This is a genomic window from Micromonospora sp. NPDC005707, from assembly GCF_040631005.1.
Lineage (GTDB): Bacteria > Actinomycetota > Actinomycetes > Mycobacteriales > Micromonosporaceae > Micromonospora.
Map to the genome: position 1 here is coordinate 172,350 of NZ_JBEXYR010000008.1, position 22,443 is coordinate 194,792.

At 73.3% G+C, this 22,443-nt stretch carries 20 protein-coding genes, 1 tRNA gene and 1 pseudogene; 8 read left to right on the forward strand and 14 right to left on the reverse strand.

The features are described 5' to 3' along the window. The 5 genes from ABZ452_RS18215 to ABZ452_RS18235 form a co-directional block, all read right to left on the reverse strand. Complete coding sequence (locus tag ABZ452_RS18215; protein WP_357944014.1) at positions 1–1,506, reverse strand: penicillin-binding transpeptidase domain-containing protein; 1,506 nt, start codon at positions 1,504–1,506, stop codon at positions 1–3. After that, positions 1,503–2,879, reverse strand: a complete 1,377-nt coding sequence (locus ABZ452_RS18220; protein ID WP_357944581.1) for an FtsW/RodA/SpoVE family cell cycle protein — start codon at positions 2,877–2,879, stop codon at positions 1,503–1,505. The genes ABZ452_RS18215 and ABZ452_RS18220 overlap by 4 nt, the downstream gene beginning before the upstream one ends. A gap of 139 nt (positions 2,880–3,018) precedes the next feature. Then, complete coding sequence (locus ABZ452_RS18225; RefSeq protein WP_357944016.1) at positions 3,019–4,464, reverse strand: PP2C family serine/threonine-protein phosphatase; 1,446 nt, start codon at positions 4,462–4,464, stop codon at positions 3,019–3,021. Next, the gene (locus ABZ452_RS18230) at positions 4,461–4,946 is read right to left on the reverse strand and encodes an FHA domain-containing protein (protein ID WP_074315675.1); all 486 of its coding nucleotides are present in this window, start codon (positions 4,944–4,946) and stop codon (positions 4,461–4,463) included. The genes ABZ452_RS18225 and ABZ452_RS18230 overlap by 4 nt, the downstream gene beginning before the upstream one ends. A 6-nt stretch (positions 4,947–4,952) precedes the next feature. Further along, a complete protein-coding gene (locus ABZ452_RS18235; RefSeq protein ID WP_151464078.1) occupies positions 4,953–5,741 on the reverse strand; it encodes a DUF3662 and FHA domain-containing protein in 789 nt (262 codons plus the stop codon). Positions 5,742–5,950: 209 nt separating this feature from the next. Between ABZ452_RS18235 and ABZ452_RS18240 the strand changes: the two genes are divergently transcribed. The 4 genes from ABZ452_RS18240 (at position 5,951) to ABZ452_RS18255 (ending at position 8,903) form a co-directional block, all read left to right on the forward strand. Then, positions 5,951–6,036, forward strand: a tRNA-Leu gene (locus ABZ452_RS18240). A gap of 71 nt (positions 6,037–6,107) precedes the next feature. Next, on the forward strand, positions 6,108–7,217 hold the full coding sequence (locus ABZ452_RS18245; protein ID WP_357944018.1) for an NAD-dependent epimerase/dehydratase family protein: 1,110 nt from the start codon (positions 6,108–6,110) through the stop codon (positions 7,215–7,217). After that, on the forward strand, positions 7,214–8,020 hold the full coding sequence (locus ABZ452_RS18250; RefSeq protein WP_357944020.1) for a WecB/TagA/CpsF family glycosyltransferase: 807 nt from the start codon (positions 7,214–7,216) through the stop codon (positions 8,018–8,020). Before ABZ452_RS18245 ends, ABZ452_RS18250 begins: the two co-directional genes overlap by 4 nt. Positions 8,021–8,300: 280 nt before the next feature. Continuing rightward, on the forward strand, positions 8,301–8,903 hold the full coding sequence (locus ABZ452_RS18255; RefSeq protein WP_357944022.1) for a hypothetical protein: 603 nt from the start codon (positions 8,301–8,303) through the stop codon (positions 8,901–8,903). Here ABZ452_RS18255 and ABZ452_RS18260 read toward each other — a convergent pair. The 3 genes from ABZ452_RS18260 to ABZ452_RS18270 form a co-directional block, all read right to left on the reverse strand. Then, positions 8,871–9,269, reverse strand: coding sequence for a hypothetical protein (locus ABZ452_RS18260; RefSeq protein WP_357944024.1), 399 nt, complete (start codon positions 9,267–9,269; stop codon positions 8,871–8,873). The two genes, ABZ452_RS18255 and ABZ452_RS18260, sit on opposite strands and share 33 nt — an antisense overlap. 155 nt (positions 9,270–9,424) lie before the next feature. After that, a complete protein-coding gene (locus ABZ452_RS18265; protein ID WP_357944026.1) occupies positions 9,425–9,646 on the reverse strand; it encodes a DUF397 domain-containing protein in 222 nt (73 codons plus the stop codon). Further along, a complete protein-coding gene (locus tag ABZ452_RS18270) occupies positions 9,616–10,497 on the reverse strand; it encodes a helix-turn-helix transcriptional regulator (RefSeq protein WP_189197556.1) in 882 nt (293 codons plus the stop codon). The genes ABZ452_RS18265 and ABZ452_RS18270 overlap by 31 nt, the downstream gene beginning before the upstream one ends. 628 nt (positions 10,498–11,125) lie before the next feature. On the opposite strand from ABZ452_RS18270, the gene ABZ452_RS18275 reads away from it, so the two are divergent. Both ABZ452_RS18275 and ABZ452_RS18280 read left to right on the forward strand, forming a co-directional pair. Further along, on the forward strand, positions 11,126–11,413 hold the full coding sequence (locus ABZ452_RS18275) for a hypothetical protein (RefSeq protein WP_357944029.1): 288 nt from the start codon (positions 11,126–11,128) through the stop codon (positions 11,411–11,413). Positions 11,414–11,511: 98 nt separating this feature from the next. Then, a complete protein-coding gene (locus tag ABZ452_RS18280; protein WP_357944031.1) occupies positions 11,512–11,961 on the forward strand; it encodes a hypothetical protein in 450 nt (149 codons plus the stop codon). Positions 11,962–11,965: 4 nt separating this feature from the next. Here the strand turns inward: ABZ452_RS18280 and ABZ452_RS18285 are convergent, their stop codons facing one another. Next, positions 11,966–12,979 (reverse strand): PASTA domain-containing protein, encoded by a 1,014-nt coding sequence (locus ABZ452_RS18285; RefSeq protein ID WP_357944033.1) that lies wholly within the window; start codon positions 12,977–12,979, stop codon positions 11,966–11,968. 101 nt (positions 12,980–13,080) lie between these two features. Next, positions 13,081–13,770: a PASTA domain-containing protein gene (locus ABZ452_RS18290; protein ID WP_357944035.1), complete on the reverse strand. Its 690-nt coding sequence runs from the start codon at positions 13,768–13,770 to the stop codon at positions 13,081–13,083. A gap of 116 nt (positions 13,771–13,886) precedes the next feature. Between ABZ452_RS18290 and ABZ452_RS18295 the strand changes: the two are divergent. Beyond that, positions 13,887–14,765 (forward strand): annotated as a pseudogene (locus ABZ452_RS18295) (hypothetical protein); the annotation flags it as partial. Between the two features lie 604 nt (positions 14,766–15,369). Here the strand turns inward: ABZ452_RS18295 and ABZ452_RS18300 are convergent. Next, on the reverse strand, positions 15,370–16,848 hold the full coding sequence (locus ABZ452_RS18300) for a glutamate--cysteine ligase (RefSeq protein ID WP_357944037.1): 1,479 nt from the start codon (positions 16,846–16,848) through the stop codon (positions 15,370–15,372). Positions 16,849–17,101: 253 nt separating this feature from the next. Further along, positions 17,102–17,683, reverse strand: a complete 582-nt coding sequence (locus tag ABZ452_RS18305) for a YceI family protein (protein WP_357944039.1) — start codon at positions 17,681–17,683, stop codon at positions 17,102–17,104. Positions 17,684–17,784: 101 nt separating this feature from the next. On the opposite strand from ABZ452_RS18305, the gene ABZ452_RS18310 reads away from it, so the two are divergent. Beyond that, on the forward strand, positions 17,785–18,288 hold the full coding sequence (locus ABZ452_RS18310; protein ID WP_357944041.1) for a MarR family transcriptional regulator: 504 nt from the start codon (positions 17,785–17,787) through the stop codon (positions 18,286–18,288). 229 nt (positions 18,289–18,517) lie between these two features. On the opposite strand, the gene ABZ452_RS18315 is transcribed toward ABZ452_RS18310, so the two are convergent. Both ABZ452_RS18315 and ABZ452_RS18320 read right to left on the reverse strand, forming a co-directional pair. Next, positions 18,518–21,163: a helix-turn-helix domain-containing protein gene (locus ABZ452_RS18315; RefSeq protein ID WP_357944043.1), complete on the reverse strand. Its 2,646-nt coding sequence runs from the start codon at positions 21,161–21,163 to the stop codon at positions 18,518–18,520. Between the two features lie 124 nt (positions 21,164–21,287). Further along, positions 21,288–22,436: an acyl-CoA dehydrogenase family protein gene (locus tag ABZ452_RS18320; protein ID WP_357944045.1), complete on the reverse strand. Its 1,149-nt coding sequence runs from the start codon at positions 22,434–22,436 to the stop codon at positions 21,288–21,290. Positions 22,437–22,443: the final 7 nt, after the last annotated feature.

Sequence of the window (22,443 nt, forward strand, 5' to 3'; positions counted from 1 at the left end):
TCAGCGGCCCCCGGAGTCCGCGATGGCCGCCGCCATGATCTTGCCGGCGATCCGGGCCGCCTCGTGGCTGCCGCCGGAGCCAGCCTGTTCCAGCTCCACGCAGACCGCCGAGATCGGGGTGCCGTTCTTGTCCAGGGCGAAGCCGATGAACCAGCCGTGGTCGGGGGTGCCCGGGCCGGACTGGGCGGTGCCGGTCTTGCCGCCGACCGTGTAGCCCTGGATCCGGGCCGACTTGCCGGTGCCGTTCACCACCACGCTGACCATCATGTCGCGCAGGTCGGCGGCGACCTGGCCGCTCACCGGCTGGCGCAGCTCGCGCGGCTTGGCCGTGTAGTAGCTGGTGGTGCGGTCCGGGGCGAGCAGCTGCTTGACCAGGTACGGCCGCATCTGGCTACCGCCGTTGGCGACCGAGGCGGCGATCAGCGCACCCTGCAACGGGGTCATCCGGACATCCCGCTGGCCGATCGAGGACTGGGCCAGTGCGGCGGGGTCGGTCGCGCCGTCCGGGCCGGTGATCTCCCCGGTCTTGCTGGCCGCCACCGGCAGGCCACCCTCGCCCAGCTGGCCGACGGCCAGGTCCTCCTGCTCGAATCCGAACTGCCGGGCCTTCTCCTTGACCTTGTCCGCGCCGAGCTTCACGCCGAGCTGCGCGAAGCCGGTGTTGCAGGACTCGGTGAGCGCCTGGATCAGCGTCACCTCTTCCTGCGGGCAGATCGAGTCGGCCGCGTTCTTGATCGGCGTACCGGACGTCGGCGGGGTCCAGCTCGCCCCGGCGGGGATCTTGGTCTGCTTGGTGTAGCCGCTCTCCAGCGCCGCCGCCGACATGATGACCTTGAAGGTGGAGCCGGGCGGCAGCGTCTCGGAGAGCGCCCGGTTCGCCAGCGGGCGGTTCGGGTCCTTGTCCAGCGCGTTGTACGCCTTCGCCGCCGCACCGGTGTCGTGGCTGACCAGCGGGTTCGGGTCGAAGCTCGGCATGGAGACCAGCGCCTGCACCGCGCCGGTGCGCGGGTCGATCGCGATCGCCGCGCCCCTGGTCGCCCCGACCTCGTTGTTCTGGAGCTGCTTGTACGCGGCGTCCTGGGCCCGCTTGGAGAGGGTCAGCAGCACGTTGCCGCCGCCGGTCTTGTTCCCGGTGAACATGTCCTTCACCCGGTCGCCGATGAGCTGGTCGCTGGTGCCGGCGAGGAACTGGTTCTCGGTCCGCTCGATGCCGGTCGCGGTCCCGTTGACCGGCTGGTAGCCGAGCACGTGCGCGTACTCCTCGCCGGCCGGGTAGGTGCGCAGGAAGCGCAGCCTGCCGCTGGTGTCCTTGCTGAGGGCGTACGCGGTGCCGCCGACCTCGATGTTGCCCCGCTTCCGGTCGTACGCGGCGACCTGGACCCGGCCGTTGTAGTCGCTGTTGCGGTACTCGTCCGCCTTGTAGGCCTGGATCCAGTTCAGGTTGGCGAAGAGCAGCCCGAACAGGATCATGACGACCACGCCGACGCGGCGCAGCGGTGCGTTCACGGCCGGATCACCTCCGTGGGGGCACCGTGCAGCTGTTCCGGCGGAGCACCCGAGGGCCGGGCCGCCGGGCCGCCTCCGGTCACCGGCCGGCGGGCGCCGTCGGAGACCCGAAGCAGGACCGCGATCAACAGCCAGTTCGCCATCAGCGAGGAGCCGCCGGCGGAGAGGAACGGCGTGGTCTGGCCGGTCAGCGGGATGAGCTTGCTGATCCCGCCGACGATGACGAAGACCTGCAGGCCCAGGGTGAAGGCCAGGCCGCCGGCGAGCAGCTTGCCGAACGAGTCCCGCACCGCCAGCGCGGCCCGCAGACCCCGCTCGACGATGAGCAGGTAGACCACCAGCAGCGCGGAGAGGCCGAACAGGCCGATCTCCTCACCGATGCCGGCGAAGATGAAGTCGGTCTGCACCTCGGGCAGCAGGGTGGGCTGGCCGCCACCCGGGCCGGCCCCGAACAGGCCGCCGGTGCCGAGCGTGAGCAGGCCCTGGACCAACTGGTAGCCCCGGTCGTACGGCTCGGCGAAGGGGTCCAGCCAGATCTGGGCCCGGTCGTAGAAGTTGGCGAACGGGCCGCCCACCGTGCTGCCCAGCACGTACGCCAGGTAGGCGCCGCCGAAGAACAGGATCAGACCGATGAGCAGCCAGCTCACTCGTTCCGTGGCGATGTAGAGCGTCACCACGAACATGCCGAAGTAGAGCAGCGACGTGCCCAGGTCCTTCTCGAACACCAGGACCAGGATGCTGATCAGCCAGACCACGAGGACCGGGCCGAGGTCGCGGCCCCGCGGGAAGTCGACGCCGAGCACCCGCCGGCTGGCCAGCGACAGCACCTCCCGCTTACGGACCAGGTAGTACGCGAAGAAGGTGAGCAGGGCGAGCTTGGCGAACTCACCGGGCTGGATCTGGAAGCCGCCGAGGCGGATCCAGAGCTTCGCCCCGTTGACCTCGGAGAACCGGCCCGGCAGCACCGCCGGGATCATCACCAGCACGATGCCGGCCAGACCCAGGGTGTACGCGTACCGCGACAGCGACCGGTGGTCCCGCATGATCGCCAGCAGCGCGGCGGCCAGCACCACCGCGGCGAGCGTCCAGGCGAGCTGCCGGCCGCCCGTGCCGGCGAAGATGGCCAGGCTCTCCCGCTCCTCGGGAGCGGCCTGGGCCAGGTCGTAGCGGCGCAGGAACCCGACGCCGATGCCGTTGAGCAGGGCTACCGCCGGCAGCAGCGCCGGGTCGGCGAACGGCGCCAGCCAGCGGATCACCAGGTGCAGGCCCAGGAAGACCAGCCCCAGCGCGGCGGCCGGGATCCAGAAGTCCGGGGTGACGGTGTCCAGCACGTTCGCCTCGACCGTCGCCGCGTACGCCGCCACCAGGACCATGGCGAGCAGGAGCAGGGACAGCTCGGCGTTACGCCGGGACCGGGCCAGGCGCACGCCGGGCTGCTCGCCCGTCGAGGCGGGCGAGGCGGCCGGTGCGGCGGCTGCGGTCACGGATGTGTCCTCGGGGTCGAACCGGCGCTCACTCGGGCGACCGGCAGCCGGCCGGGTCCACCGGCGCAACCGTGTCCGAGGGGACGGCGTCGGGCGTGGTGGTCGGCGTCGGCGTCGGCGTCGGCACCGCGGTGGCCGTGGCCGTGGCGGTGGCCGGCGGGACGGCGCTGCCGCTGGCCGCCGGGGCCAGCGAGCCGCCGGCCGCGGACGGAGTCGGGCTCACCGGACCGGCCGTCGGGCTGGGCGGGCAGAGCGGCTTGAGGTTCGGGTTGGCCGGGTCGTCGCTGGTCAGCTCGGCCAGCCGGCGCTCGGCGTCCGGCTCGCTCTTCGCCTGGATGCCCTGCTTGACCTGCTCCTGGGCGGCCTGGGTGAGGTCGTCGAGCTTCGCGTCGCTGGTGGCGTGCACGTTCGACAGGTCGAGCCCGGCGACCTGGCCCGGGACCCCGCGGAACACGGCCAGCTGCCCCTCGTCGGTGGCACCGACGTAGTACTGGCGCTGGGTGTAGCTCCACCCGCCGAAGACGCCGCCGCCGACGATGACCAGCAACGCCAGCAGCATCGCCGCGGTGCGCAGCGGGTGCCCGCGACGCCGCTCGGGCTCGTCGTCGCGGTTGTCCGCCGGTTCCTCGGGCGCGGGCGCACGGGGCGCCGACAACGCCGAGGCGCGGGCCGCCGGGGTGGAGACGTCGGCCGAGGTGGCCATGCCGCGGTCGCGGGCGGCGGCGCCGCCGACGATCGGGGACGCCTCGACGATGTCCTGGTCGGTGGCGTCCGCGATGATCACCGTGATGTTGTCCGGGCCGCCGCCGCGCAGGGCGAGCTGCACCAGGCGCTCCACGCACTGCTGCGGGTCGGTGTATTCGCGCATCGTGTCGCCGATGGTGTCCGCGCTGACCACGCCGGACAGGCCGTCCGAGCAGATCAGGTAGCGGTCGCCGGGGAGCACCTGCCGGACGCTGTATTCCGGGTCGATGTCCCGGCCGTCCAGCGCCCGGGTGAGCAGCGAGCGCTGGGGGTGGCTGCTCGCCTCCTCCGCGCTGATCCGGCCCTCGTCGACGAGCATCTGGACGTACGTGTCGTCCTTGGTGATCTGGGCGAACTCGCCGTTGCGCAGGAGGTAGGCCCGCGAGTCACCGATGTGGACCATGCCGAGCTTGCTGCCCGAGAAGAGGGTCGCGGTCAGCGTGGTGCCCATCCCCTCCAGCTGCGGGTTGGCGTCCACGGTGTCGCGGAGTTGTTGGTTGGCGGTGCCGACGGCGGAACGCAGCGCGTCAACGAGGGCGTCACCAGGGACGTCCTCGTCGAGGGGCGCCATGGCACCGATGACGATGTTGCTGGCGACGTCACCGGCGGCCATACCGCCCATGCCGTCGGCAACGGCGAGCAGCCGCGGCCCGGCGTAGACGGAATCCTGATTACCGTCTCGGATCAGACCGCGGTCGCTGTGGGCCGCATAGCGCAGGGTCAGAGTCATGGCCGTAATTCGAGGGAAGTGCGGCCGATCCGGATCGGCACGCCGAGGGGGACGGGGGTTGGTCCGGTGACCTTAGCGCGATCCAGGTAGGTGCCGTTAGTCGATCCGAGGTCCTCGACGAACCACTGCCCATCGCGCGGCACGAGCCGGGCGTGCCGCGCCGAAGCGTAGTCGTCGGTGATCACCAGAGTCGAGTCCTCGGCCCGGCCGATGGTGATCTGGGCCTCGCCGAGGGTGATCCGGGTGCCGGCCAGCTGACCGGCGGTGACCACCAGCTGGTGCGCGGCCCTGCCCCGCTTCACCTTCGCCGGCTTCGCCGCCTGCCCGGTCGATGCCCCGACCGCGCGCGGCGCGGCCACCAGGCGACCCGACCGGGCTCCCGCGAAGAGGTCCCGGCGGATCACCCCGACCACCGTGAACACGAAGATCCACAACAGGATGAGGAACCCGAACCGGGCGACGGTGATGACGAGTTCCGGCAACGCGGGTCAGCCGTCCACGCGGAAGGTCAGGGTCGTCGTGCCGAGCTGGATCATGTCGCCCGGGTTGAGGGCGACGGCGGAGACGCGCTGGCCGTTGACCATCGTGCCGTTGGTGGAGCCGAGGTCGGTCAGCACGACCTGGCCGCCGTCGAAGTCCAGCCGGGCGTGGCGCCGGGAGATGCCGACGTCGGGCAGGCGCAGGTTGGCCTGGTCGCCGCGGCCGATCACGGTCGAGCCCATCTGGAGCGGGTAGGTGCGGCCGTCGCCGGAGACCAGGCGGACGTTGCGGCCACCGCCCTGCCCCGGCGGCGGGCCGTAGCCGCCACCCTGGTCGTAGGCGGGGTAGGCCGGGCCGGCGTCGTAGCCGCCGGGCGCGGAGACCGGGGCGACGTCGCCACCGGTGTAGACCTCCGCGGTGACCCGGAACATCCCGGTGTCCAGCCCCTCACCACGCTCGACCTCGACGATCACGTCGCCGTAGACCGTCCACGCCTGCTCGCCGATGAACTCCGCCTGCGACTGGGCCAGCTCCTGGGCCAGCGCGGCGGCGTACGGCGCCAGACGACTGTGGTCGTAGGGCGAGAGATCGATCACGTAGCGGTTGGGCACCAACGTGCGCCCACCGGCCAGGATCGCCTTGTGCGCCTCGGCCTCCCGCTGCATGGCGTTGAGGATCTCCACGGGGTGGACCACCCCTTTGAAGACCTTGGCGAAGGCCCCCTCGACCAGGCCTTCCAGACGCTTCTCGAAGCGTTGCAGCACGCTCACCGGCTCCTCCTCGGGTCCCGAGGCAATGATGGTATCCGGACACCGCCTCCGCAGCTCACACGCCGCTCGGCCGGCTGCCGGCGGCCCGTTCGTGACCAGCCCCGCGATCGTGCTAAAGTTTCGTCCGCCACGAACGGTGATCGCTCGTGGCGATGACCGGGAACAGCGTAATATGTCCGGGCACCCGCCGCAGACGGTGGGAGCGGGATGAGATACGGTGTTGCAGGTCAAGCCACGGGGAAGTGGCGGAATGGCAGACGCGCACGGTTCAGGTCCGTGTGCCCGAAAGGGCGTGGGGGTTCAACTCCCCCCTTCCCCACCATCACGAGGGCTCCGCAATCAGCGGGGCCCTCGCGCCATATCGGGGCGTGCCGGACATCACGCTATGCTCCGATGGTTTCCCTGCCTCCGATGGACCAGGAGTGGCGTGTGAGTGTCGCGTTGGTGACCGGTTCGGGCGGTCTGATCGGCTCCGAGGCGGCCCGGCACTTCGCCGGCCTCGGTCTCGACGTGGTCGGCATCGACAACGACATGCGGCGGTACTTCTTCGGCGAGGACGGCTCGACCGCCTGGAGCCTCGACCGTCTCGCCGGCGAGCTGGGTAGCGCCTACACCCACCACGCGGTGGACATCCGCGACCGGGACGGCCTGGAGCAGGTCTTCAAGAAGTACGGGTCGGACATCGCCGTGGTGATCCACAGCGCCGCCCAGCCGAGCCACGACTGGGCCGCCAAGGAGCCGTACACCGACTTCGACGTCAACGCCGGCGGCACCCTCAACGTGCTGGAGAACACCCGGCGGCACGCCATCGACGCGCCGTTCATCCACTGCTCGACCAACAAGGTCTACGGCGACCGCCCGAACACCCTGCCGCTGATCGAGCTGGAGACGCGCTACGAGCTGCCCGAGGACCACCACTGGTACGACGGCATCACCGAGGACATGTCGATCGACGAGTCCCTGCACTCGATCTTCGGCGCCTCCAAGGTCGCCTCGGACGTGATGGTCCAGGAGTACGGCCGCTACTTCGACATGAAGACGGCCTGCTTCCGGGGCGGCACGCTGACCGGCCCGGCGCACTCCGCGGCCGAGCTGCACGGCTTCCTGGCCTACCTCATGCGGTGCGTGATGGAGGGCCGGACGTACAACCTCTTCGGCTACAAGGGGAAGATGGTCCGGGACGCCATCCACTCGCGGGACGTGCTCACCGCGTTCGAGGCGTTCTTCCGCGAGCCGCGCTCGGCCCAGGTCTACAACCTCGGCGGTGGCCGGCACTCGAACACCTCGCACATCGAGGCGTTCCGGATCGCCGAGGAGATCACCGGCCGGGTGGCGAAGATCAACTACGTCGACCAGGCCCGCACCGGCGACCACCAGTGGTACGTCAGCAGCATGGCCCGGTTCGAGGAGCACTACCCGAACTGGAAGATCACCTACGACGTGCCGATGATCCTCCGCGAGATCTACGAGGCGAACGCCGACAAGTGGGTGCCGAAGGCATGACCACCGGCACCAAGCGGAACGTGCTCGGCGTACTCGTCGACGCGACCGACTACGCCCGGGCGACCGAGGCCGTGGTGGCGGCCGCGCACGACCGCCGTCCGCTGGCCCTCACGGCGCTGGCCGTCCACGGCGTGATGACCGGGGTGCTCGACCGGGCGCACAACGCGCGGCTCAACTCCTTCGACGTGGTCACCCCCGACGGGCAGCCGGTGCGCTGGGCGCTCAACCTGCTGCACGGCGCCGGCCTCACCGACCGGGTATACGGGCCGGAACTCACCCTCCGGGTGCTCGCCCGCTTCGCGGAGGAGGGCCTGCCGGTCTACCTCTACGGCTCCACCGAGGCGACCCTGTCCCGCCTGGTCCCGGCCCTGGAGCGGAAGTTCCCGGCGCTGAAGATCGCCGGTGTCGAGCCGTCCAAGTTCCGGTCGCTCCAGCCGGGTGAGGACACCGAGATCGCCGACCGGATCAAGGCCAGTGGCGCACGGCTCGTGCTGGTCGGGCTGGGCTGCCCCCGGCAGGAGGTCTTCACGTACGCCATGCGGCCGCTGCTGGACATGCCGCTGATGGCCGTCGGCGCGGCGTTCGACTACCACGCGGGGCTGCTGCGCAACCCGCCGCCGTGGATGCAGCGGGCCGGGCTGGAGTGGTTCTGGCGGCTCGGCCTGGAGCCGAAGCGGCTCTGGCGCCGCTACGTCATCCTCAACCCGGCCTACCTGGCCCGGCTGGCCGCGCAGAAGACCGGCGTGTGGAAGGCCACCCCGCCGCCGCCGGCCACGGAACGCCCCGCCACCTTCGACGTCTGAGCCCGCAACGACGCCCGGCGGCCACCCCTGAGGGGGACCGCCGGACGCCGGTGGGAGAGGTTGGCTCAGGGGACTTCACCGCCCTGTCGTCGACGAACGAGATCTGCAGCGGGCGAATGGAAACTGACCGATCGTTAAGAGGCTAGGTCAGCGGTGGAGACGCTGTGAACATGCCGGATCCGCCATAACGCCGACAGGATGACCCCTACGGGAGGCGTACGGGAGGAACCGGGGTGCCGCCCCGGATTCGGTGGACGTCGATCCGGGCCAGGCTGGCAGCATGGACGAGCCTCTCACCGTGCTGCTTCCCGTCGCCGCCGTCTGGCTGGCCGCCGGTGTGGTGGCGGACGGGCTGCCCCGGCTGGACCGCGCCCGCGCGCTGCGACGGCGTACCGGATGGTTGTCCGTCCTGGTCCTCACCGGCCTGGCGCTGACCGCCGCCGTGCTGGCGGTGGGCCTGCAGAGCGCCGGCACGACGGCGCTCGACCGGGCCGCCGCCGGGCTCACCGTCGCGGCCGCCCCGGCGCTGGTCGTCGCGGTCTGCACGGTCCGCCGGGTCCGGTGGCTCCGGGCCGGCGCGGGCGCGTTCGCCGCCGCGCCGGACACCCCGGCCCCGCACGGGCTGCGGGCCGCCGCGGCGCATCCGCTGATCGGGCTGCCGCTCCAGGTGACCGCGCTGGCGGCGCTCGGCGCGGTGCTGCCGGCCGCGGGCGTCGACCTGTTCGCGGGGCCGGCCGTCGCCGGGCCCGCCATCACCGTCGCGGTGCTCGGTGTGATCGCGATCGGGGTACGCCACGCCCTGCGGCACAACCGCCTCGCCGAGCGGGCGCTGCCGCCGGCGGCCGCGGCGTCAGCGCGGGCGGGCCGTCCCCTGCACGTATAGCAGCTCCAGGATCGCCCGGGTCGCCTCGAACCAGCGGTCCAGCCAGCCCGGCGGGGGCACACTGCCCTTCGGCGGCAACTCCATCAGCAGCCCGCGCAGCAGCGGATGGTCCACGAGGGACTCCTGCTGCTCCATCGGCCAGCCGGTCGGCGGGAAGGACGGCTCGGTGAGCGGGTTCGGGTCGAGCGACGGCAGCGAGAGCGGCGGGCCGGACTGTTCCGGTGCGGCGGCGTCCCGGCCGATCTCGGCGTCGCCCGAGCCCACCTCGGTGAGGACGCTGTCCCGGCGCGCCCCGCGGTACTTGCCACCGAACCGCTCGGGCTTGCCCGGGCCGTTGGTCAGATTCTCTGAACCGATCGTCGTCATCCGTCTCGCCTGCCTCGCTCGGTTGCCGATCTGTGCGGTTCAACGAGGCGGAACGGAACTGGCGACGGGTGCCCGCGACCAGCCGGGCGCAGACGAAATGGTCCCGCCCGGCGACGCTGCCGGGCGGGACCAGCTTCTGGGGACGGGTCGCCGGATCAGTGTCCGGTGAACGCACCGCCCCTGGCGCCGGCGACGAAGGCGTGCCAGTCACCCGGGGCGAAGACCAGGGCCGGGCCCGTCCTGTCCTTTGAGTCCCGGACGCCGACCGCCCCGGTCACATACGCGACCTCCACGCAGTTGTCACAGTTCGGCCCGCTCTTCGAGCTCTTGAACCACGTCGCCTGCGTCAGGTCCACGGGGAACTCCTTGGTCGCCATTTCCACAACGGCTCCTCTGCCAGTTTTGCGATGTGTGCGATGGATTCCTCCGGGCGAATGGCCGCTGCTCGAATGTGATCGAAGATGAAGCTGTACTTCTGTAGCTCGTCGCTCTTCTCGAGGAAGAGCCCACCCGTGGCGTTCTCCGCGTACACGACATCGGGATCACTCGGTTCGGGGAAGCTGAGGATCGTGAAGGTCCCGTCCATGCCGGCGTGCGCGCCCACCTCGAAGGGCAGGACCTGCAACGTCACGTTCGGCAGTTCGGCCACCTCCACCAGCCGTTTGAGCTGGCCACGCATCACCGCGTCGCCGCCAACCGGCCGGCTCAGCACCGCCTCATCGAGCACCACCCACAGATCGACCGGATCGTCCTGGGTCAACAACGACTGGCGGCCCAGTCGGACACGCACCCGCTGTTCGACCTGTTCGGCGGTGAAGTCGGGCCGAGCGGCCCGGATCATCGCCCCCGCGTACTCCTCGGTCTCCAACAGGCCCGGCACGACCTGTTGTTCGTACGCCCGGATCGAGCTGGCCGCCGCCTCCAGTCCCACGTACGCCCCGACCAGCACCGTGCTGTACGGATGCCACCAGCCCTTCTGCCGGGCCTCACGGGCGATCTGCACCAGCTCGTCGCTCTCGGCGCCGACCACCCCGTAGATGCGGAGCATGTCCCGCACGTCCCGGGGTGTCGCGGTGGTGTGACCGGTCTCGATACGGGAGATCTTGGAGGCCGAGCACTCCAACTGCTCGGCGACCGTCTCGATGGTGATGCCGGCGGCTTCTCGCTGCCGCCGGAGTTCCGCCCCCAGGCGTCGACGCCGGATGGTCGGACTGCGCCGCTCGCTCACGACGTCACCCCACGGGTTGATGGACGGGGATTCCCACTCCTCGCGCGCACCCGGCTACCTCCGGTCGGTCGCGCCCGGTTTCACACCCGCCGGGGGCGCGACCGGCTTACGGCGGGCGAGCGTTCGCGGCAGGGGTGGTGCCGGTCGTCGACCGGCCGCGTCGGGCGAAACCGGCGTCCAGTGTGCCGTCCCGAGACCTGAGGCTTCAAGCGTCCCGTTCACGTGTCCTGCTCGCGTATCGGCAAAAGTCGACGTGCAACTTGCATGAAGCACGTCGCTGATGCACTCTGTCGGTATGGCACGGGTTACTCACCGTCTTCGCATGATCTCCGGGCGTGGTCGCACCACGGGCCGCGGGACGGCGGGAGGGGAGCCGTCCCGCGCCCTGCGACCTGCCCCGGGATGAAGACCCCGCCGCTGCACGCCAGTTTGGCTGTGGCGGCGGGAGCGGTAACCGGGAGCAGCCGGGTGATGGTCGGGTGGCGGTCCGCCACCGTGGGTACGGCCCGACCAGCACCGACCCACTGATCAGCCGGTCCACGAGGTAGATCCCCCGTCGCCGGACCGACCCGTCCCCCGATCAGCCTCGCCGGCCCGCCCGCCGGCCGATCCTTTCCCAGGAGCCCATGTGCTTCCCCGCTCCGGTGACGTACTGCACGTGACGCGCGCGGCGAGTGTCCAGTTCCTCCGACCGATCATGTTCCGGGTGATCCGGGTGCTCGACTGGCCGACCTACGACGGTTGGCTCTGGCTCGACGGCTACGAGTTGAACGCGGCGGGGGACGCGGTCAACCGGCGGTCGATCTTCGTACAGCAGGAAGGGCTGGGGCACCTGCAGGCCGCGCCGGCGCCGCGCCCACACACCGTCCGGACGGCCCGCCGTCCGGTGGCCCGGACCCCGGTCCGGGTCGGCTGACCTCACGAATCCCGGTCGGGGGGCGTACCGCCGCCATAGAATCGGTACGCCCACCCCGGCAACGCTCCACCCCGCGCGCTCCAGACCCTGAACCTGGGATGGTCATGGTCAATCTGCCCGCCGCGCGGCGGCACCACCGGTCCCGCATCGGCTACGCCCTCGGGCTCCTCGCCTTCCTCGGCGCCGCGACCGCACTTGCGCTCGTGGTCCGCCACCCCGCCTTCTCCGCGACCCATGAGTTGACGGAGCCGGTCCCGGCTCCGGAGATCACCGTGGCCGGGGAGGGCAACCGGCCGGCCGCCGACCCGGAGGACGACGAGCCCGACTGGGTCGATCCACCGGTGGCCGGCGCGCGGGGCGGGGACCTCGTCGCGCCGTCCAGCCCCGACCAGGCCGGGGGCGGGGCCGGGGCCGGGGAGGCCGCGCTCGCCGAGCGCCCGTCGGCCGCCACCGAACTCAGCCGGTCGCTGTTCTACTCCGGCCTGCTCGGCCTCGCCATCTCGCTGGCCGGGCTGGGCCTGGTCGGCACCCGGCGCCGACAGTGGTGAACGCTCAGGGCGTGGTGGTGGCCGTGGGCGAGGGCGTCGAGGTGGTCGGGGCCGTCGTCGGGTCCGCGGCGCGGGCCACCACGAGGCTGACCCGGTCCCCCTCGGCGACCGGCTCACCGGCCCCCGGGTTGGTGTCGATCACCGTCCCGGCCGGTCGGTCCGACGTCCGGTACCGCACCCGGTAGTCCACGCCCAGTTGGTCGAGGGCCGCCCGGGCCGCGGACTCCGGCAGCCCCACCAGCGGCGGCATCGGCACCTCGGCGGCCGCCGTGGTGGTCGGCGGGCTGCTCGGCGGCGAGCTGCTCGGCGCGGCCGTGCTCGGCGTCGCGCTGGTCTGTGGAGCGGTGGTCGGCACGGCCGACGGCGACAGTCCCGGCTCGGCGTCGCGGTCCGCCGCACGGAGCGCCAGCCAGACGCCCAGGCCGATCAACGCGATCAGCAGCAGCGCGAGGACGCCCAGCAGGATCGGCATCCACCAGCGGCGGCCCGCCTGCTCCTCCGTGTACCACTCGTTGCCGGCCTCCGGGTATCCGGCCGGCCGCGGTGGCGGCACTCCGGCGCGCCCGGACCAGGCGGGGCTGACCGGCTCCTGGCGGGTCGTGGCGTCGACCGGCCGCCGCGCTCCGGCCCCGCCGTCCCCGCGGGGCATCGGGCGGGTCGCGTCCGCGTCCCCGCCGCCGGACGGGCCTCGCGGCATGGCCCGGGTCGCGTCCTCACCGCCGGACCCTGCGGGCGGCATCGCGCGGGTCGCGTCGGCATCTCCGCTCCCGGACGGGTTCGACGGCATCGCGCGGGTGGCGTCGGCGTCCTCGCCCCGGGATGGTTCACGCGGCATCGCGCGGGTGGCGTCGGCGTCCTCGCCCGGGGACGGTTCACGCGGCATCGCGCGGGTCGCATCGGCGTCCTGGGGCGCGGTGGGGCGGTCGGGCGGCGTGGCGCGGGTGGCGTCCGGGTCGGGAGGCAGGGCCCTGGTGGCGTCCGGGTCCTCGGCGGGCGGCTCCTGGCGGTCGTCGCTCATCGCACGTCCTTTCCCCACCGGGACAGGGCGGCCTGGCCCTCCGCCGTCCACGGTAGCCGTCCGCCCGACCATCGGCAGGCATCAGCGCGCCGGGCCGCCCGTCACGGCGCGGGAAGCAGGCTGGCGGTCGGCGCGGTGGAGGGCTCCTCGCCGCAGGTGAGGACGACCGGGTCGTTCCACCGGGCCGCGCCGCCGGGGACGGGGTCCTGCGCGGTGACCGGACCCTTGCGTCCGCTGCGGTAGCGGGGGTAGAGGCCGGCGGCCACCAGGTCGTCCGCCGCGTCGGCGCAGCCCTGGGCGAGCAGGTCGGGCACGGCGACCGTCGGCGCCGGGCCGGCGACCCAGAGGGTGACGGTCACGCCGCGCTTCACCGGCCTACCGGGTTCGGGCGAGGTGCGCTGGACGGTACGGCCGGAGCCGTTGCCGAACACCAGCCGCCAGCCGAGCCTGCGGTCCCGCAGTTCCTGTCGGGCCTGCTCGAAGTCGGTGCCCACCACCTGCGGCACGGTCAGGCCGGCGGGAGTGGTGGTGCGCGTACCGGTCGGCCGGTCGTCGGTGGGGCTCGGCGGCGCGGCGGTCGGCGTGGTGGCGTCGACGGCGGGTGTGGTGGGGCCGGCGGCCGGCGGTGGGGTCGGCGCGTCCGGCTCGCCGGCCAGGACCCAGCCGCCGCTCGCCCCGATCACCGCCAGCAGGACCGTCGCCAGGCCGCCACCGAGGAGCAGCCGGGTCCGGTCACGCCCCGGTTCGGCGCGCACTCCCGGCTGCCGGTCCGGGTACCCCTCGTCCGTCATTCGCGTCCCTCGCCTCAGTCACCGGCGACCGTATCCGGCGCCGCCAAACCCCTCGCTGCCGATCCGGCCTCCGCCAGCACTCGCCGCGTGGACCTTGGGACGCTACGCTCCCCGGCATGGCCAGACGGGGCTGGGGAGGATCGACCGCCGCCGCACTCGGCGTCGCCGCCGGTGCGGGCGCGGCGCAGCTCGGCTTCGGCTACGGGCTGGGCATCATCAACTGGGCGCCGGACGCCGCGGCCCGGGTCGACGCGGCCTGGGTGGCCAGCCTCGCCTGGGCGACCTGGATCTCCGCGACCTCGGTGATCGCCGGCGCGGTCTGCGCCCAGCGGCTGCGCGGCGCGGACGACGACGAGCCGGCGGGCACCCTGCCGCGCCTCGGCCTGGCGCTCGCCGCCGGGGTGGGCGCGGTGGTCACCGTGCTGCTGGTGGCCGTGCCGGCCCGGGCCGCCCGGGTGCCGGACACGTCCTCGCCGCAGGCCGTGGCCGCCGGGTACGCCGCCGCCGGACTGCTGCTCGGCGTGCTGCTCGCGACATGGGCGCTGCACACCCGCGCCGCCGCCACCAACCTCATCGCCACCACCGGCTGGCTCTGGCTGCTCGCCGTGGTGTCGGTGGTCGACGGGGTGCTCTCCGGCCGTGGCCTGACCACCGCCCAGCTCGGCATCTGGCAGATCAGCGCGGACAGCGGCCGGTTCTGGATCCGCGACTACTTCTACTGGCCGGGTGCGCTGCTCTCGCTCGGTTCCGCCCTGGTGATCGGGGTGCTGGCCGCCCGGCGGGCGGTCCGCGCACCGGAGCGACGGGTCGGTGCGGCGGCCTCGGGGGCGGCCGGACCACTGCTGGTCGCGCTGGCCTACCTGCTTGCCGTGCCGAGGCTCGCCGGGATCGCCGCCGAGCAGGTGTCGGCCCACCTCATCGCTCCGTACGCGGTGATCGCCGGGGTCGGCGGCTCGGCCCTGGTGGCCGCGCTGGCCCAGCGGGCCGCCCGCCGCGCCGCCGAGCACACCGGGCCCGCCGACGTGCGCCTGCCCCGCCAGCGCACCGGGGAGCCGGACGAGCTGACGGCCCCCGACGAGGGGCCGACCAGCGGATCCGCTGAGGACAGGCCCGCCGAGGCGAAGCCGGCACGCCGGCTCTTCGGGCGCCGCCCGGCCGGCACCGGGCCGGCCACGCCGGATGGCGAACGCACGGCCGGCGGGGCGGAGCCGGCACCGGACCGGTCGACGGGCACGCTCAGCGGGCCGGGCCCCGTAACGGGCGGGCTCGGCGACGCGACGGCGGTGGGGCAGCGGGATGCGACGGCACCCGCCGGCTCGCAGCGCGGATCCGCGCCGGCCGACGCACCGGACGAGCCCACGAGGGGGGTGGCGGGTGCCCGGCGCGGCCGGGCCGTGCCGCCCCAGCGGCGACCGGAGTCCGGAATCCGTACCGAGCCGGCCCGGGCCGGGGACGATTCGGCGACGACCGACCCGACGGCGGAGCCGCCGGGCGGAAGCGAGCCGGCCGCCGCACCGGAGGGCGGCGCGAGCGCGCCGACCACCGGGCCCAAGGCCCGCCGCCGCAACCGCTGAGGCCGACCCGCCGGACCGGCGGCCGTCAGTCGACCGGCCAGGTGTGTACGGGTTCGTTGCCGCGTTGCAGCTCGGCGTAGCGCTGGACCATGTGGTGCAGCGCGGCCTTCCGGTCCATGCCCCGGTGGCGCTCGGCCGCCCACACCGTCTCGGTCTGCCAGACCGCGCCGTTGCGGCCGGTGCGGCAGCGTCCCTCGATCACCCCGAGGAGGCGGTCGCGCTCGGCCGGGGCGACGCCGAACCGGTCCAGCCCTTCGGCGGCGGTGGGCAGCAGCGTGTCGAGGACGAGCGTGGTGACCGGCACGTCGCCGAGCCCGGGCCAGTGCAGCACGGCGTCGATGCCGCGCCGGGCGGCGGCGTGGAAGTTCTCCTCGGCCGAGCTGAAGGTGAGCTGGCTCCAGATCGGCCGGTCCGCCTCGGCCAGGCCGCGGGCCAATCCGAAGTAGAAGGCCGCGTTGGCGAGCATGTCCACCACGGTCGGCCCGGCCGGCAGCACCCGGTTCTCGACGCGCAGGTGTGGGCGGCCGTCCATGATGTCGTAGACCGGGCGGTTCCAGCGGTAGACGGTGCCGTTGTGCAGACGCAGCTCGCCGAGCTGGGGCACGCCGCCGGCGTGCAGCACCTCGACCGGGTCCTCGTCCTCGCAGATGGGCAGCAGCGGCGGGAAGTAGCGGACGTTCTCCTCGAACAGGTCGAAGATCGAGGTGATCCAGCGCTCGCCGAACCACACCCGCGGGCGTACACCCTGGGCCTTCAGCTCGTCCGGGCGGGTGTCGGTGGCCTGCTCGAACAGGGCGATCCGGGTCTCCGCCCAGAGCTGCCGGCCGTAGAGGAACGGCGAGTTGGCGCCGATCGCCACCTGCACGCCGGCGATGGCCTGGGACGCGTTCCAGTAGTCGGCGAAGCTGTCCGGCGCGACCTGGAGGTGGAACTGGAGGCTCGTGCAGGCGGCCTCGGGCGCGATCGAGTCGGTGTGCGTACGCAGCCGCTCGACGCCGCGGATGTCCAGCTCGATGTCCTCGCCGCGGGCTCCGACGATCTGGTCGTTGAGCACCCGGTAGCGCTCGTCGGTGGACAGGTTGTCGGCGACCAGGTGTCGCTCGGTGAGGGTGGGCAGGATGCCGACCATGACGATCTTCGCGTCGGACTTCGCGGCCCGCTCGTCGGCGCGGCTCAGGCTGCTGCGCAGGTCGTGCGCGTAGTCGGCGAAGCCGGTCCCCTCGATCAGCCGGGGCGAGGCGTTCAGCTCCAGGTTGAACTGCCCCAGCTCGGTCTGGAAGAGCGGGTCGGCGATGTCGGCCAGGATCTGGTCGTTGCGCATGGCCGGTTCGGCGGCGGCGTCGACCAGGTTGAGCTCGATCTCCAGCCCGGTCATCGGCCGGTCGGCGTCGAAGCCGAAGTCGTCCAGCATCAGCGCGAAGACGTCCAGGCACCGCCGGACCTTCTGCCGGTAGCGGAACCGGTCCTCCCGGGAGAAGGCGCCCTGCTCGACGTCTCTGCCCATCTGTCCTCCCGGCGCCGGCGCCACGGAACCGTACGGTTCCGCAACGCATTGTGAACCATTCACGTTGAGTGCGTAAGTGCGCCCGGGGCCGCCGGATCGGTGGCTGGGCGCAGGTCTGCACTCCTACCCAGCCGGGGGCCGCGGCACCGCGACCAACCTGCGAACAACACGTGACAATTCGCACCCCGGCGTACGACGAACGGGCCCGCGCCGTCGGGTGACGGCGCGGGCCCGTGGGGTCGTACGCGGAGGATCAGGCCTGGCGGACGGCCTCGCCCTCGATCTCGATCTTGATCTTCTTGCCGACCAGGACGCCGCCGGTCTCCAGGGCGACGTTCCAGGTCAGGCCGAACTCCTCACGGTCGATCTCGGTGGACGCCGAGAAGCCGAAGATGTCCTGGCCGAAGGGGCTGCGGCCGACGCCCTCGAACTCGACGTCCAGGTCGACCGGACGGGTCACGCCCTTGATCGTGAGCTCACCGGAGAGGACGAACTCGTTGCCGTCGCGGGACTTCACGCCGGTGCTGCGGAACTCCAGGGTGGGGAACTGCTCGACGTCGAGGAACTCCGGGCTGCGCAGGTGCGCGTCGCGGTCGGCCTGGGCGGTGTTGATGCTGGCCGCCTGGATGGTGGCGGTCACCGACGACTGCGCGGGGTCCTCGGCCACGGTGATGGTGGCGGTGGCGTCGGCGAACTCACCGCGTACCTTGCTGACCATCATGTGCCGCGCGACGAACCCGACGCGCTTGTGAGCCGCGTCCAGCACGTAGGTGCCGGCGGTCGGGATGGTGAGACCCTCCCAGTCGCGGGTAACCGCTTCGGTGCTGCTGGTCATGGTGCTGTCCTCCAGGGGAGATTGTTTAGTAGCCCAACGACTGACTAAGCAACTATAGGCATAGCAATATTCCCCGTGTCAAGGACTGCTAGGATGGCAGCGTGGACCAGAACGTGTTCGACGATCCCCGGATCACCGCCATCGGCCTCCTCTTCGAGGCCAGCGCCGGGCTGTCGGCCCGGTTCGCCGCCCAGTTCGAGGAGCACGGCCTCTCCGCGGTCGAGTTCGAGGTGCTGATGCGGCTCACCCGGTCGCCCGGCCACCAGCTACGGATGACCGACCTCGCGGCGCAGACCTCCCTGTCCACCAGCGGGGTCACCCGCGTGGTCGACCGGATGGAGCGCGACGGCCTCCTCCGCCGCCGGGCCTGCCCGTCCGACCGGCGCAGCTCGTACGCGGTGGTCACCGCGGCCGGCCTGAGCCGACTGGACGACACCCTGCCCGGCCACCTGCGGATCATCGAGGAGTGGTTCACCGGCCAGCTCGCCCCGGCCCAACTGGACGCGCTCCTGGACGGCCTGCGCCGGGTCCGCGACGCGGTGCACCCGGGGGCGACCGCCGGCAGCACCGAGCCGGTGCCCGCCGGGCAGCCCGCCGACTGCTGATCGCCGGACGGCTCGGGCCTACCCGTGGGTCACCGGCAGAAAGACCGGCAGAACCGCGGGGACACCGGTGCATACCACCTCAATATCCCCTAAATCACCCACGCTGGCTGGATAGTCTTCCGGGCAGCGGGGGGGGCACCGGGGGGTGCCGGCGCGAGCGATGAGCGAGGGGCAGCACCAGGGGGCTTTTTCGCTCGCGCCACCCCCGCGCCTTCTGCTCCCGCCCGGTTCAGTCGCCTCGGCCGGCGCGTTCCCGGCGGGCCACCAGCGCGTAGAGCAGCGCCTCCTCCCGCGGCAGCAGCCTGATCCCGGTCGCTCGGCAGGCCCGGTCCAACCGGTCCAGCACCGCCACGTCCCCGGTGCTCGCCGCCAGCCCCACCAGCGCCTCGACCAGGTCGCGCCGCTCCCCGCCACCGCCCGCCGACTCGGCCGCCGCCGAGAACCACTCGACGGCCAGCTCCCGGTCCCCCCGGTGCAGCGCGAGATGACCCTCGATCAGCGCGCAGACCACCTCCTCCGGCGGGACGTCCCGGCGTTCGCCGGGTGGATCGAGGACCTCCACGCCCGGCGGCCGGCGCTGTCCCGGCACCCGGCGCGCCGGCCGCAGCTCGGCCACCACCTCCAGCGCCTCCGCCGCCCGCCCGTCCAGGGCGAGCGCCAGCCCGACCGTGCCGAACACCTGGCGCCACCGCCCCGGCTCGCCCAGCTCGACGAGCGCGCTCGCCACCCGCCGGCCCTGCTCCACCGCGTCGACGTACCGGCCCTCCAGCCGGGTCACCTCGGCCAGGTCGGCCCGGGCCAGCAGGCGGAGTCGCGGCTCGCCGCACTGGGTGGCCAGCCGGTCGACCGTGGCCAGCCGGCGCCGGGCGGCGGCCAGGTCCGCCGCGCGTACGTCGTGCCAGGTGAGGTGCTGGTGGGCGACGGCCGTCTCGCGAATCCGGCCGTGCCGGGTGGCCAGCTCCAGCGCCGCCTCGGCCTGCTCCCGGGCCTGCCCTTGAGTGCCGGCGGCGCTGAGCAGCGTGCAGAGCACCGACCGGGCCGACAGCTCCCCGGTCACGTCCCCGGCCGCCTGGAAGATCGCCAGCGCGTTCCGGGCCGCCGGCAGCTCCACGCCGCCGGCGCCGTGCTCGGCGGCCAGGCGGGCCGACCCGAGCAGCGCCCAGGCCCGCAGCACCGGCGACGCGTCCGCGGTACGCGGATCGGCCAGCAGCCGGCGCAGCCAGCGGCGACCGGAGACGTCCCGCCCGCGCAGCCGCCACCACCGGGGCAGTGCCGCCGCCAGGAGCAGCGCGGTCGCCGGATCGTCCTCGGCCGCGTGCGCCAGGGCGGCCGTGATGTCGCTGGTCGCCTCGTCGAGCAGGTGCACGGCGGCGGGCAGTTCGGCGCCGACCAGGCTCGGGGCGGTACGCCGTACCAGCCCGGCGACGACCACGGCGTGCCGGCGGCGGATCCCGGTCAGTTCCCCCTCGACGGCGGCCTGCTCGGTGGCGAAGTCGCGGACCGCGTCCAGGAGCCGGAACCGCAACCGGCCGGTGCCCCGGACGCTGAGCAGCCCGAGCTCCCGCAGCCGGTCCAGCAGGGGAACGGCGTCCCGCCGCTCCCCGCCGTCGGCCAGCAGGTCCTCGGCCAGCTCCACCGACCAGCGGTTGCGGAAGGCGGAGAGCCGGCGCAGCGCCGCCCGTTCGGCGGGTGCGAGCAGGTGGTAGCTGGTCGCCACCGCCTCGCGCAGGGTCACCGTGCCGGCGGCGGGGTCGGCGGCCTCCCAGCCGGGGCGGACGCCCGCCAGGTCGAGGACCCGGTCACCGTAGCGGTCGAGCAGCTCGGTGACGTCGAGGATCCGGCCGCGCGCGGCCATCAGCTCGATGGCCAGCGGCAGCCCGCCGAGGCGACGCACCAGCGCGGCGAGCGCCGGCAGTTCGGCCCGGGTGGGCGGCTCGCGGCGCGCCTGGGCGAGCCGGGCGATGAACAGGGTCGCCGCGGGCCAGCGGGCCAGCTCCGCCACATCGGCCGGCTCCTGGCCGAGCGGCGGCACATCGAGCGGCGCGACCGGCCGGACCAGCTCGCCGGGAAGCCCCACCGGACGCCGGCCGGTGACCAGCACCCGCAGCGTCGGCGCCGCCGCGACCAGGGCGCGCAGGGCCTCGGCCACCGGGCCGGGCGCCCGTTCCACCGCGTCCACCAGCAGCAGCGCGGACCGGCCGCCGAGCCGGCAGGGAAGGTCCGCCAACCGGTTGACGCCGAGCACCGCGACCGAGGCGGCGAGCACGTCGGCGGCGTCGGAGCCCTCGCCGACCAGCACCCCGGTCACGCCGGCCGGATGGTCGGCGGCCGCCGCGTACGCGACGCTGAGGGCGAGCGCGGTCTTGCCCACGCCGGCCAGCCCGACCAGGCTCACCACCGGATGCTCGGAGAGCAGGGCGGCCACCTCGTCGACGTCCCGGTCCCGGCCGAGCAGCGGGACCGGCTGGGGCAGCGCGATGGGCGTACCCGAATCGGTGGTGGCGGAGCCGGTGACCGGGAGGTGGCGCGCGGCCGGGCGCGGCGCGGTGGTGGCATCGGGCAGGTGGGGCGCCACGGCGTCGGAATCACCGGCCGGCAGGTGGGGCGCGGCGGTCTGCGCCGGGCGCGCGGCGGCGAGGAACGCCTGCCGGGCCGGACCGGTCAGGCCCAGGGCGTCCGCCAGCAGATCGACGGTGGTGCGCTGGGGCCGGGTGGCCCGGCCCCGCTCCAGGTCACGGACCGTCCGCACACCGACGCCGGCCCGGGTCGCCAGCTCGGCCTGGGTGAGGCCGGCGGCGAGCCGATGCCCGCGCAACAGGTCGGGCAGCGGGACACGACCGCCCGGGCTCCGCGAACGATCATGATCGGGAGTCATGGGCACGAAGAGTACGGATCGGGTCGGACGCTCCACAGCCCATCGTCGGGCAGCCGACCGTCCACTGCCGATATCCGACAGACGGTGGACCCGCCCGGGCCCGACCGGCCCGGACGGGCGCCGCTCACATGCCGAGATCGCGGGCGATGATCATGCGCTGCACCTCGCTGGTGCCCTCGCCGATCTCCAGGATCTTGGAGTCACGCCAGAAGCGGGCCACCGGGTACTCGTTCATGAAGCCGTAGCCACCGTGGATCTGGGTGGCCTCGCGGGCGTTGTCCACCGCGATGGTGCTGGCGTGCAGCTTGGCGATGGCCGCCTGCCGCTTGAACGGCTCGCCGGCCAGCATCCGGGCGGCCGCGTCGTAGTAGGCGAGCCGCGCGGTGTGCGCCTTCATCTCCATGTCGGCGATCTTGAACTGGATCGCCTGGTACGCGCCGATCGGCTGGCCGAACGCCTCACGCTCCTTCGCGTACCGAATCGACTCGTCGACGCAGCCCTGAGCGAGGCCGACGGCCAGGGCCGCGATGGCGATGCGCCCCTCGTCGAGGATGCGCAGGAACTGGGCGAAGCCCCGGCCGCGCTCGCCGAGCAGGTTCGCCGCCGGCACCCGGCAGTCGTCGAAGGTCAGCTCGTGGGTGTCGGAGGCGGTCCAGCCGACCTTGGAGTAGCCGGGCGCCACGGTGAAGCCCGGCGTGCCGGACGGGACGATGATGGTCGACAGCTCCTTCGAGCCGTCCGGCCGGATGCCGGTGACCGCGGTGACCGTGACCAGCGCTGTGATGTCGGTGCCGGAGTTCGTGATGAACGCCTTCGAGCCGTTGATCACCCACTCGTCGCCGTCCAGGACCGCCCTCGTCTGCGTGCCCCCCGCGTCCGAGCCGGTGCCCGGCTCGGTGAGCCCGAAGCCCGCGAGGGCCTCGCCGCTGAGCAGCTTCGGCAGCCACCGGGCCTTCTGCTCGTCGGTGCCGAAGCGGTGGATCGGCATCGCGCCGAGCGAGACCGCCGCCTCCAGGGTGATGGCCACGCTGGAGTCGACCCGGGCCAGCTCCTCCAGGGCCAGGCAGAGCGCGAAGTAGTCGCCGCCCATGCCGCCGTGCTCCTCGGGGAAGGGCAGGCCGAACAGGCCCATCTTGCCCATCTGGCGGATGATCTCGTACGGGAAGGTGTGCTGCTCGTAGTGCTCGGCGATGGCCGGGGCGACCACCTCGCGGGCGAAGTCCCGCACGCTCTCCCGCAGCGCCTCTTGTTCCTCGCTGAGCCGGAAGTCCATCTGATCC